This is a genomic window from Sporomusa sphaeroides DSM 2875, from assembly GCF_001941975.2.
In the GTDB taxonomy this organism is placed as follows: Bacteria; Bacillota; Negativicutes; order Sporomusales; family Sporomusaceae; genus Sporomusa; species Sporomusa sphaeroides.
On record NZ_CP146991.1, the window covers coordinates 1,603,770 to 1,615,439 of the forward strand.

Below are 11,670 nucleotides of genomic sequence, written 5' to 3' on the forward strand. Positions count from 1 at the left end.
ATTTCCGGATATCCAAGTCTCGTATCAAGTTATATTATAAAAACAGATTGGCATAAGCGCTAACTAATTATTCTGAATGGTAGGAATATTGCACTGAAGTGACTTGAGTTTTAGCTGGTTGTACTAAGCTAAAACTGTGGATTGGTCATTGAATAGTGTGCTCATAGGCCGTCAAGCGATTGAATAGACATAATCTTGACATTATTGGTACAGCTTATTATAATTAAATATAATGTCTAATTATGAGATGGAGCGCTGGTTTTATTGAGTATATTCAAGGATAACCCCAGGTGGCGGAATACTATTACTCCGTTCATATTGTCTGGAGGGAAAAGCCGGCGAATGGGGAGAAATAAATCTTTTGTAAGACTGGGCGGCAGGCCGTTAATCGAAATTGTTGTCGGGAAAGTGGCCGACATTTTCCAGCAGAAACCGGTGATTATTACCAATCATCCGGAGGAATACTCTTATTTAGGGTGTAACATGATTGGTGACATTGTCAAAGATAAAGGCCCGTTAGGCGGCATCCATGCAGGGCTGATTAGTTCACCTACACCTTACATATTTGTTTTTGCCTGTGACATGCCTTTTATCGAAAAAGCCTTTATCCACTATATGATGAACCGGTTAGCAGGGGAAGATATTCTTATTCCGCATAACGGCGAAAGTGTAGAGCCTTTGCACGCAATATACTCAAAGCAGTGCATAGCTGCGATTGAGCTTCATCTTCATAAAGATCATTGCTGTGTTCAATCTTTTTTTCAAGATGTAAATATCGCCTATGTTGAGCAACCTGAGATGACTGGGCTGAATATCCTGGATCATTATTTCTTAAATGTGAATACAGTGGAAGATTTAACAGCAGCTGAGCGTTACCTTGTGCAGTCGCGTGATAACCTCAAATCTTGACATGGTTTACTTTAAACAGGTATAATAAAAACCAATTACATACAATAACGGCGAAGAATGGAAAAGTAGGCTGATGCGCCTGTTTTAGAGAGGGAACCCGAGGCTGGAAGGTTTCTCTGTGTGCAAGCTGAAGGTCATCCAGGAGCCGCCCCGCTGAACCGATTTAGTAGGCGTGGCCGGATTGCCCCGTTACGGCAGAGCAAGTGTTCGGTTTTGGCCGAAAATCAAGGTGGTACCGCGGAAGTTAATTCTTTTCGTCCTTATAGTGGATGAAAAGATTTTTTTTATGCAAATTATAGCAGCAATAGCTCTGCTGTCAGTTCATGCAAACACATATTCAAGGAGGACATATGGAACAGAAGAACAATATTCCAACCGTCTATGACCCGCAGGCCGTTGAGGCCAAATGGTATGCATTCTGGGAAGAAAATAATTTATTTCATGCCAAGACAGATCCGAATAAACAGCCCTTCAGCATTGTTATTCCGCCGCCCAATGTTACCGGACAATTACATATGGGCCACGCCCTGGATAACACCCTGCAGGATATTCTTATCCGGTTTAAGCGGCTGCAGGGTTATGACACGCTGTGGATGCCGGGTACCGACCATGCAGGAATTGCCACCCAGATAAAGGTGGAAGAAATGCTGGCCCAGGACGGGAAAACCCGTTATGATCTGGGGCGCGAAACCTTTATTGACAGGGTATGGGACTGGAAAGCCCAGTACGGCAGCCGCATCATCAATCAACTCAAGCGTTTGGGTGCTTCCTGTGATTGGCAGCGCGAACGCTTTACCATGGATGAGGGCTGCTCGAAAGCTGTCCGCGAAGTATTTGTCAGCTTGTATGAGCAAGGGCTTATTTACCAGGGCAACCGTATCACCAACTGGTGCCCGCGCTGTAATACGGCGCTTAGTGATATTGAGGTAGAGCATGAGGAACAGCCGGGTAATTTGTATCATGTCCGTTATCCGGTAGAAGGTGCTGACGGTGAGTATGTAACTGTTGCCACCACCCGGCCGGAAACCATCCTGGGAGACAGCGGGGTGGCTGTTCATCCCGAGGATGCCAGGTATAAACATTTGCTGGGCAAATATCTGGTACTGCCGCTGGTAGGCCGCCGTTTGCCGATTGTGGCTGATGAATATGTTGACCCTTCTTTTGGCACAGGCGCGGTAAAGGTGACACCGGCGCATGATCCTAACGATTTTGACATGGGATTAAGGCACAAACTTCCCGAAATTGTTGTTATAAATCCTGACGGTACTATGGCTGCAGATACCGGCAAATATGCCGGCATAGACCGCTATGAATGCCGTAAGGCGCTTGTTGACGACCTCAAAGCCCAGGGTTATCTTGTAAAAATTGACGAGCACAATCACGCTGTCGGCCATTGCCAGCGCTGCAGCACAATTGTTGAGCCGCTGGTATCGAAACAATGGTTTGTCAAGATGGAGCCGCTGGCTAAACCGGCGATTGAAGCGGTAACCTCAGGCAACATCCAATTTGTACCTGAGCGTTTTACAAAAACTTACACCAATTGGCTGGAGAACATCAGGGACTGGTGTATTTCCCGTCAAATTTGGTGGGGTCACCGGATTCCGGCCTGGTATTGTGGTTGCGGTGAAGTTACCGTATCCCGGGATGACATTACCGCCTGCCCCAAGTGTGGCGGCAGTGTTGAACAAGACCCCGATGTGCTGGATACTTGGTTTAGTTCGGCGTTATGGCCGTTTTCCACCATGGGCTGGCCGGAAAATACCGCCGAATTAAAACAATTTTATCCGACCAGTGTACTGGTGACAGGCTATGATATTATTTTCTTCTGGGTTGCCAGAATGATCATGATGGGACTGAAGTTTCAGGAGGATATTCCTTTCCGGCATGTCTTTATTCATGGCCTGGTACGTGATAGTCAGGGACGGAAGATGAGTAAATCGCTCGGTAACGGTATTGACCCGTTAGACGTGATTGATAAATACGGTGCCGATACCTTGCGCTTTATGCTGGTAACCGGCAACACGCCCGGCAATGATATGCGTTTTTACTGGGAACGGGTAGAGTCCAGCCGGAACTTTGCCAACAAGATTTGGAATGCTTCGCGGTTTGTGCTGATGAACCTGGAAGGCTTTGACCCGGCATTTGTACCAGATGCCAAAGCCTTTACCCTTGCCGACAAATGGATTTTGAGCCGTTATAATCAGACGGTGGCGGATGTTACCCGCAATCTGGAAAGGTTTGAGCTGGGGGAAGCTGCCCGCATGGTATATGAGTTCATCTGGGACGAGTTCTGTGACTGGTATATTGAGTTGGCCAAAGGCCGTCTTTATAATAAGGAAGATGCTGAAAGCCGCAAAGTGGCCCAGTATGTTCTCAGTTATATATTAGGTAATACGCTAACCCTGCTTCATCCCTTTATGCCCTTTATCACTGAAGCCATCTGGCAGAGCCTGCCGCACCAGGGACTTAGTATTATGACCAATAGCTGGCCGGTGGAAGACACAAAACTGTCTTACCCTCAGGACGAGCAGCTTATGGGTATTTTGATGGAAGTAATTAAAGCGGTGCGCAATATGCGGGCCGAAGTCAATGTGCCACCGGGGAAAAAGAGTGAGGTTATTTTAAAGATTGCCGCTGCTGAGCTTAAAACCCGGCTTGAAGCCAATAGTGACTATATCAGAATATTGGCTGCCGCCGAGCCGGTGACAATTCTTGCCATTGATGCCGCCACACCGGAGAACGCTATGACCGCAGTGGCAAATGGCGTGGAGATTTACCTGCCGCTTAAGGGACTGATTGATGTTGAAAAAGAAACAGCCCGGCTAAACAAAGAAATGGTCAGTCTGGACAAAGAACTTTCCCGTATTGCCGGCAAACTTGATAACCCTGCCTTTACCGCCAAAGCTCCTGCAGAGGTTATTGAGAAAGAAAAGATCAAACAAACTGAGTATCTGGAAAAACAGGCAGCCATTAAAGAGCGCCTGGCCTATTTAGCCCAACTGTAGCACAGTGCCTGTAGTCTGCCAAGTTTAAAGCTGTAGGATGAATAGAACATTGCGGATTTGGGCTTGGTGGACTACTAGTACCCTTATATTAATATGGAGGTGCAGCATATGACTTATGAAGAAACGTTAGCCTACCTCGAAAACCTGAGTAAATTCGGTATTAATCTGGGAATGGACCGGATTGAGCGGCTCCTGGAACTCATGCAGCAGCCCCAACGCCGCTTTAAAACCATCCATGTTACCGGTACCAACGGCAAAGGTTCCACAACCGCCATGCTGGCAGCCATGCTGTCGGCCAGCGGGATAAAAACCGGTATGTACACGTCGCCGCATCTTACCGACTATCCTGAACGGATGAAAATCAATGGACAGGAAATTACCAGGGAAGCCTTTGCTCAAGCGCTTACTTATACGAGCACCTTTGTTGAACAAATGCTGACAGAAGGTTTTGAACAGCCGACTGAGTTTGAAGTACTTACTGCCGCCGCTTTTTACTATTTTGCGGCAGCAGGTGTCGAATATGCGGTTATTGAAGTGGGACTGGGCGGCCTCTTGGATTCAACCAATGTAATTATTCCCGAAATCTCAGTTATTACCAATGTCACCCTGGAACATACTGACCGTTGCGGCTCGACGATTGCCGATGTCGCCCGCCATAAGGCCGGTATCATAAAAGATGGCGTGCCGGTTGTGACTGCCGCTAAAGGTGAGGCGCTGGCCTTCATTAAGCAGACGGCAGCAGAAAAAGGCGCTAAAGTTTATGTTAAAGATGAACATTTTACCGGCGAGTTTAAGGGCCTGGCAAATGGCAGGCAGCTGGTAGCTATAGAGGCTGGCAAATTTGGCAAAATAGAGGCTGAGCTTAATCTTATTGGCTGTCATCAGGTGGAAAACAGCGCTGTGGCAGTTACCACTGCGTTGATTCTGGGAGCTAATGATACCCGCATTACGCCACAGGCAGTAAAAGCGGCATTGGCGGCGGTTCTTTGGCCGGGGCGATTCGAAATAGTTCCCGGCACTCCTGTTCTGATTATTGACGGTGCCCATAATCCCGATGGCGCACGGGTGCTTCGCCAAAATCTTGATCAGGTATTTCCGGGCAAGGATATCACCTTTGCTTTAGGCATCTTGCGCGATAAGGACGTATCAGGCATTATTTGTGAGCTTATCCGCCCAACAGATACGGTTGTTACCGTTCAGCCGCTTTCCTACCGGGCGGCGACACCGGAGGAAATTGCCCGGGAAATAGAGGCGCGCCATGTGGAAGCTGCTGCCACCATTGAGTCGGGTATTGACCGGGCTAAGGAGCTGGCCGGTGCTGAGGGGATTGTTTGTGTAGCCGGTTCACTGTATCTCATTGGCGAAGCCCGTCAGATTATCTTTAAAAAGTAGACAAATATGACAGAATTGTATATAATAATTACTGGCGCTTGGGTGTGATTTCAAGCGCCAGTAGTTTTTAGAACCGTAGGTGAAGTGGTGCATATTGCATATTCGTTTAATAGCCAAACCCAATACCGGCTGGATTACCTGATTGAACACTGTATTTTGGCAATGGTCTTCTGCTTACCCTTGTCGCTGGATGCCGCCACTCTGTTTTTAGGAGTGGGAACAGCCTTATGGGTTGGTAAGATGATAGTAACCAGAAAACTGTTGTTCAAACGCACCCCTTTTGATGAACTTATCCTGCTTTTCGTCATTTTATCTGCTGCTTCTATTGCCGCATCGCCTGACAGGAATTTTAGTTTTTACAACTATTACCACTTAATGGGGCGCTATATAGTCAGTTACTATCTTGTTGTTAACAATCTGCATTCACTGCGTCAACTGCAGCGACTGGTTTGGTCGGTGCTGATTTCGGCTGTACTGGTTGCTTTCTATGGATTTTATCAATACATTCAGGGAGTGGATATATCCACCTTTCACTGGGTGGATGGCGAGCAGTTTCCTGATCTTAAAATCCGGGTATTTTCCACACTGCAAAACCCGAATCTGCTGGCCGGTTTCCTGGTTGTGGTGATGTCGCTGGCTGTTGGTTTAGGGTTGCATACAGAATCAATGCCGGGGAAATTACTGTTATTTGCGCTTGCTGCTGTCTTTGGGGCGTGTTTGGTGCTTACCTACTCTCGCGGTGCCTGGCTGAGTGTTTTAGCCGTTGCTGCCATCTGTGCTCATTTATACAACCGCAAGGTACTGTGGCTATTTTTAATCATTCCGCTGATTGCATTTTTTGGTCATGATGCCGTGATGGAACGGCTGCTGTCTGTCTTGAATCCCACAGACACTTCCTCGACACTGCGGATTGCACTATGGGAAAGCACACTGGCCATGATCATGGACAAGCCTTTGCTGGGTATCGGTTGGGGAGCTTATTGGCAGGTATACCCGGAATATGACTTTTTTTTAAATAATCCTGACGCCCGGATTGTTCATGCTCATAATATGTATCTGCACATTGCGGCAGAGATCGGAATTCCCGGTCTTTTGGCCTTTTTGGCAATTATTTTTGGTCACGCCAAAAAAGCCGTTGATATTTTAAGCAAGACCAACAATCGCATGATAGCCGGGATTATATTCGGAGTAATGGCAGCTGTCTTAGGTTTAGTGCTCAATGGTTTCACCGATTATATTATGTTTAATGTGCAGCTGTCGATGTTGTTCTGGCTGCTCAATGCCATCATTATTGTTGTGTGGGAAGGCAATTATCGTTATAATTGAGAGAATCTTATCGACCATTAAGCGAACGGCAGCCTGAACTTGTTGAAGTTGTTGTTTGGGTTTACAATAATTCCCACAAGAATTTTTTGGAAAAAACTAATTATTTTGCAATTTGCAGCAGGATTTATAATACGCAACGCGAATATACAAAAATATTAGTGGAACTTTCGACAATGAGGGGCATCCCCTTAATTTTTTCTTGTAAGTTTTGTGAAATTTCGCACAAACATCAAATTTGGCTCATGGAGGTGCCGTAGTGAAACTGGCACAAGTAAGAAATGTGTTGGATGCCGAGGTACTCTGCGGAATGGAATGGCTTGATCGAGAAGCAAAAAGCGCATGTGGCGCAGACCTGATGAGTGATGTTTTGGCCTTTACCAAAGAACAAGCACTTTTGTTAACAGGCCTGACAAACATTCAAGTAATTCGTACTGCTGAAATGAGCGACTTAGTAGCCATATTATTTGTACGGGGAAAACGGCCGGGACCAGAAGTAATTGCATTGGCCGAAATTATGGAAATACCTTTGTTATCGACAGACCGGCAAATGTATGAAGCCTGCGGCATTCTGTACAAAGACGGGCTCAAGGGAAGTTCGCAAAAGGAGGAAACTCCGTGCTTCCACAACCGGGAATAGTCTTAGAATTTAGATTAGTAGGCGCCGATTTTGAAGGCGCCGGTGAAGCATCCAGCAAAATTAAACGTACCTTGCAGCAACTGGGGGTACGTCCGGAGATCATCAGGCGAATTGCTGTCAGTGCCTATGAAGCAGAGATGAACGTAATTATTCATGCTTTACGGGGTGTTATCCGGGCTGAGATTTATTCTGACCGAACTGCATTGACAGTTGATGATGAAGGTCCGGGGATTCCTAATATTGACCTTGCCATGCGGGCCGGGTATTCTACCGCTCCTGATCATATTCGCGAAATGGGTTTTGGTGCAGGAATGGGGTTACCCAATATGGCGCGCTGTACAGATGAATTTGACATCCAAACCGATCTAGGAAAGGGAACAAAGCTTAGTATGGTCATTTACCACTGAAATAAGTGTGTATTTTATAGATTGAGTGGTGAAAGTGATGGAAGCGCGTTTTCACTCAGTGCGGTTAATGTCGGAACGGTGCCAGGGCTGTGTAAATTGCACGAAACGCTGTCCAACGGAAGCTATCCGCATCCGTGGCGGCAAAGCTCAGATAACCTCTTCCCGCTGTATTGATTGCGGTGAATGTATCCGGCATTGTTCTGCTCACGCTAAAACGGCCGTGACTGATGATTTAAGCGACCTGAAAAAATTTAAACATAATATTGCTTTGCCTGCGCCGTCCCTTTATGGTCAGTTTAACCCTGAGATTCCGGTTAGGGCCATTTTGTCAGGCTTATTAAAACTGGGATTTGACGAAGTATTTGAAGTAGCTCACGGAGCAGAAATTATCTCACTGGCAATTAGAGATTACATGAAGCGCACTGATATTGCCCGTCCGGCCATTTCCTCGGCTTGCCCGGCTATTGTCAGACTGATTCAGGTCAAATTTCCTGAGATTATTAATCATATCGTACCTTTTGACGCTCCTGTCGAGGTGGCCGGAAGATTGGCCAGGGCTGAGGCTGAGCGGCTCTATGGTCTTGATCCGAAAGATATTGGCATCTGGTTCATTACCCCGTGTCCGGCGAAAATGACCGCAGTATATCAGCCTCTTGGCACAGAAACATCCAGTATTAGCGGTGCCATTGCCATCAGTAAAATATATCATGATTTATTTAAAGTGGTAACCGCCGATGTTCAAGACGCCCGCCGTCAAGCTTCCTGGCTGGGTGTCGGCTGGGCAGTGTCGGGTGGCGAGACCGCTGCTGTAGGTGTGGATAACGTACTGGTAGTAGACGGCATTTACCAGGTTATCAATGTGCTGGAGCAAGTTGCCTTAGGTAAACTCAAAGATGTTGACTATATTGAAGTATTGGCCTGTACCGGAGGCTGTGTAGGCGGAGCCCTGACGGTGGAAAATCGTTATGTAGCCGAACACCGGATGAAACAGCGAATTGAAAAGAAAAAAATGCTAGACCCCAAGCTTGGCAGACTGCCACGCACCGATTACTCAGAATTCGAACTGGGGGTGGCCGGGCGGCGGGCGATTGAACCTAAACCGGTATTGCGGCTTGATGCCGATATTTCTAAAGCAATGTCCAAAATCGAAATCATGGATGCAACGTTAAAATGCTTGCCTGGTCTTGATTGCGGTTCCTGTGGCTCGCCTAACTGCAAAGCGTTGGCTGAAGATATTGCCCAGGGATGTGCTAGTCTGACCGATTGTGTATTCATCTTGCGCAACAAAGTGCGGGATTTGGCATATGAAATGGTTAACCTGGCTGCCAAGCTGCCGCCACCGCTTGATAAAGATCAGGATGATCAAGAGGAGCAAGCTGAATAGTTAAATTAGCAAATCAGTATTGGGAGGAGTATTTGTGACTGTACAAGAGATAGCGGACGCGTTGTCGCTAACAGTAGTATCAGGCCAGTCCAACCTCAACAAAAAAATCAGCGGCGGGTATACGTCTGATCTGCTGAGCAATGTCATGGGGCAGGCGCAGGCTGGTAATGTATGGGTTACTATGCAAGGTCACCAGAATATTGTGGCTGTGGCGTTACTGGTGGGATTGACGGCGATTATTGTTGCCGGTGGCGTGGAGCCTGATGAGGATGCTTTGCGCAAAGCGTCGACAGAAGAAATCGTTATTCTTACCACACCACTGACTGCATATGAAGTGGTTGGCCGTTTATACCAGCTGGGTATAAAGGGAGAATGATCAGGCGGTTTGTGGCCGATCTTCATGTACATACACTTTTGTCGCCCTGTGCTGCCATTGAAATGACGCCGCGTAACATTGTCTGGCACGCACAGCAGCACGGTGTTGATATCGTTGCCATTACCGATCATAACGCTTGTGATAATGTCGTGGCCGCCCTGGAGGCGGCAAAAGGTACTGATGTAACTATACTGCCGGGTATGGAAGTGGAAAGCAAAGAGGAAGTACATCTCGTTGTTTTATTCGAAAAAATGCGACAACTCAAAGCGTGGGAACAATTTACCCAGCAGCATATGTCGGGGCGCCTGAATGATGCTGAACGTTTTGGCGCTCAGTTTATTGTTGACGCAGAGGATAATTTTGTCGCGGAAAAAACCGAAATGCTTTTAGCCTCGTTGACTGCAGGCGTTGCAGAAATCTCCGCCCAGGTAAAAGAGCTTGGCGGAATATGTATTGCCAGCCATGTTGACAGGCCAGTATACAGCATTATTTCACAACTAGGTTTTATTCCACCAGATGTTGAGCTAGCGGCGGTGGAAGTATCAAGGAATATGAGTGTAGAGCATGCGCCGCAGCGTATTCCCGCTATTGGCTGTCTGCCAATTATAACAGCTTCCGATGCCCATGTAATGGACGATTTTATTAGTGGTCCAAAAACTGTTTTTCATATTGAGCAACCGACATTAGCAGAAATCCGGCAGGCATTATTAGCTCAAAACTTGCGAAAGGTGGTGGTTTAGCCACTATTTACTAGCACGAGGAACAAATGTGATTTTTCAAAGGAGGAGTTAAACATGAACAGCGACAAAGAAACTAAATGCTGCTGTGGTGGCGGTGAAGCGGGCAAGCTGGCTATGGACCAGGTAGAAGTAGTTCTTGCCAAATACCATGGTGTAAAGGGAGCTCTTATTCCGGTATTGCAGGAAGCGCAAAATGCTTATGGTTATCTGCCCAGAGAAGTTATTCAATATATTGCTGAAAAAATGGGAATTCCGGTCAGCCAGATTTACGGTGTAGTAACCTTCTACGCCCAATTCCACCTCAATCCCCGGGGTAAGAACATTATTCGCGTCTGCCAGGGGACTGCCTGCCATGTGCGCGGCGCTAAGAGCATTCTTACAGCGCTGGAAGATAGCTTGCAGGTTAAAGCCGGCGGCACCACTCCGGATCTCAAATTTACATTGGAAACCGTAGCCTGTATCGGTGCTTGTGGTTTAGCGCCAGTACTTATGGTTAATGACGATACCCATGGTCGCCTAACTCCTGAGGTGATTCCTGATTTATTGTCACAATACGCCTAGAGTTGTAGCCCATGCGTGAAATATCACTTCATATACTTGACTTGGTCCAAAATTCGATCGAAGCTGAGGCGACGTCTGTTAAACTTGAAATCATTGAAGATACAGTCAATGATCGTATGATCATCAGAGTTTCTGATAATGGCCGGGGTATGAATGAAAAAATGCGTCAATTAGTCATTGATCCTTTTATAACCACCAGGACTACCCGACGAATAGGCTTGGGATTACCGCTAATGGATATGTCGACTAAACGTTGTGACGGATATTTAGACATTAATTCCATACCGGGACAAGGTACTGTAATTGAGGCTATGTACCGGCACAGCCACTATGATAGGCCGCCAATGGGAGACTTGCCGGAAACCATTAAAAGCATACTTGTCGCTAATCCGGAGTTACATTTTTTTTATTCTCATACTTTCAATGATCAAAGCCTTTCAGTTTCCTCCCAGGAGATCGCCGATATTTTGGATGGTATACCCTTAACGCAACCGGATGTGTTAATTTGGTTGGACGGGTACTTGTCAGAAAGCATAGACAATTTGTACGGAGGTGCTAAAAATGAAAACGATTGAAGATTTGAAACGTCTGCGCGAACAGCTTAAGACAAAAAACAACCTGCGCCATGACGGAGGCATTCAGGTAATTATTGGCATGGGTACTTGTGGTATCGCTGCCGGCGCAAGAAAAGTTTTGACTGCTGTATTAGATGAAATTGCCAAACGGAAGCTTGAAGATGTTAAAGTTCGCCAAACAGGTTGTATCGGTATGTGTGAACAAGAAGTGCTGCTTGACGTTGTACGTCCTGGCGAACCGAGGATAACCTACGGCAAAGTTACGCCGGCAGATGTCCCCAAAATTATTGCCGAGCATGTAGTTAATGGCAGAATCATACAAGAACTTGCTATCGGTAAAATCATCGAATAATTTTGG

12 protein-coding genes and 1 other annotated feature are annotated in these 11,670 nt (G+C 46.6%); all 12 genes read left to right on the forward strand.

Annotated features, from left to right (window positions below):
* Positions 1-318: 318 nt before the first annotated feature.
* The 12 genes from mobA (at position 319) to SPSPH_RS07095 (ending at position 11,664) form a co-directional block, all read left to right on the forward strand.
* Positions 319-909 (forward strand): molybdenum cofactor guanylyltransferase, encoded by a 591-nt coding sequence (mobA, locus tag SPSPH_RS07040; protein WP_269147939.1) that lies wholly within the window; start codon positions 319-321, stop codon positions 907-909.
* A 44-nt stretch (positions 910-953) separates the two neighbouring features.
* Positions 954-1,174 (forward strand) — a binding site (T-box leader).
* A gap of 85 nt (positions 1,175-1,259) precedes the next feature.
* Positions 1,260-3,914, forward strand: a complete 2,655-nt coding sequence (locus tag SPSPH_RS07045) for a valine--tRNA ligase (protein ID WP_075754506.1) — start codon at positions 1,260-1,262, stop codon at positions 3,912-3,914.
* 108 nt (positions 3,915-4,022) lie between these two features.
* Positions 4,023-5,306, forward strand: coding sequence for a bifunctional folylpolyglutamate synthase/dihydrofolate synthase (locus SPSPH_RS07050; RefSeq protein WP_075754508.1), 1,284 nt, complete (start codon positions 4,023-4,025; stop codon positions 5,304-5,306).
* Between the two features lie 87 nt (positions 5,307-5,393).
* A complete protein-coding gene (locus SPSPH_RS07055; RefSeq protein WP_075754510.1) occupies positions 5,394-6,632 on the forward strand; it encodes an O-antigen ligase family protein in 1,239 nt (412 codons plus the stop codon).
* Positions 6,633-6,888: 256 nt separating this feature from the next.
* Positions 6,889-7,269: a DRTGG domain-containing protein gene (locus SPSPH_RS07060; protein WP_075754512.1), complete on the forward strand. Its 381-nt coding sequence runs from the start codon at positions 6,889-6,891 to the stop codon at positions 7,267-7,269.
* Complete coding sequence (locus SPSPH_RS07065) at positions 7,248-7,676, forward strand: ATP-binding protein (protein WP_075754514.1); 429 nt, start codon at positions 7,248-7,250, stop codon at positions 7,674-7,676. Before SPSPH_RS07060 ends, SPSPH_RS07065 begins: the two co-directional genes overlap by 22 nt.
* Before the next feature lie 37 nt (positions 7,677-7,713).
* Entirely contained in the window at positions 7,714-9,060 is a 1,347-nt protein-coding gene (locus SPSPH_RS07070; RefSeq protein ID WP_075754516.1) for a [Fe-Fe] hydrogenase large subunit C-terminal domain-containing protein, read from the forward strand.
* 34 nt (positions 9,061-9,094) lie between these two features.
* On the forward strand, positions 9,095-9,436 hold the full coding sequence (locus SPSPH_RS07075; protein WP_075754517.1) for a DRTGG domain-containing protein: 342 nt from the start codon (positions 9,095-9,097) through the stop codon (positions 9,434-9,436).
* Positions 9,433-10,176 carry a PHP domain-containing protein gene (locus SPSPH_RS07080; RefSeq protein WP_075754519.1) on the forward strand — a complete coding sequence of 248 codons (744 nt, stop codon included), beginning with the start codon at positions 9,433-9,435 and terminating at the stop codon, positions 10,174-10,176. The genes SPSPH_RS07075 and SPSPH_RS07080 overlap by 4 nt, the downstream gene beginning before the upstream one ends.
* Before the next feature lie 54 nt (positions 10,177-10,230).
* Complete coding sequence (gene nuoE / locus SPSPH_RS07085) at positions 10,231-10,737, forward strand: NADH-quinone oxidoreductase subunit NuoE (protein WP_075754521.1); 507 nt, start codon at positions 10,231-10,233, stop codon at positions 10,735-10,737.
* 11 nt (positions 10,738-10,748) lie between these two features.
* On the forward strand, positions 10,749-11,312 hold the full coding sequence (locus SPSPH_RS07090) for an ATP-binding protein (protein WP_075754523.1): 564 nt from the start codon (positions 10,749-10,751) through the stop codon (positions 11,310-11,312).
* Positions 11,299-11,664 carry a (2Fe-2S) ferredoxin domain-containing protein gene (locus SPSPH_RS07095; RefSeq protein WP_075754525.1) on the forward strand — a complete coding sequence of 122 codons (366 nt, stop codon included), beginning with the start codon at positions 11,299-11,301 and terminating at the stop codon, positions 11,662-11,664. Before SPSPH_RS07090 ends, SPSPH_RS07095 begins: the two co-directional genes overlap by 14 nt.
* Positions 11,665-11,670: the final 6 nt, after the last annotated feature.

Excerpts from the sequence above, each read along its gene's own strand:
- SPSPH_RS07045 (WP_075754506.1), top strand. The coding sequence starts at position 1,260 with ATGGAACAGAAGAACAATATTCCAACCGTCTATGACCCGCAGGCCGTT.
- SPSPH_RS07050 (WP_075754508.1), top strand. The coding sequence starts at position 4,023 with ATGACTTATGAAGAAACGTTAGCCTACCTCGAAAACCTGAGTAAATTC.
- SPSPH_RS07070 (WP_075754516.1), top strand. The coding sequence starts at position 7,714 with ATGGAAGCGCGTTTTCACTCAGTGCGGTTAATGTCGGAACGGTGCCAG.
- SPSPH_RS07080 (WP_075754519.1), top strand. The coding sequence starts at position 9,433 with ATGATCAGGCGGTTTGTGGCCGATCTTCATGTACATACACTTTTGTCG.
- nuoE (WP_075754521.1), top strand. The coding sequence starts at position 10,231 with ATGAACAGCGACAAAGAAACTAAATGCTGCTGTGGTGGCGGTGAAGCG.
- SPSPH_RS07090 (WP_075754523.1), top strand. The coding sequence starts at position 10,749 with ATGCGTGAAATATCACTTCATATACTTGACTTGGTCCAAAATTCGATC.
- SPSPH_RS07095 (WP_075754525.1), top strand. The coding sequence starts at position 11,299 with ATGAAAACGATTGAAGATTTGAAACGTCTGCGCGAACAGCTTAAGACA.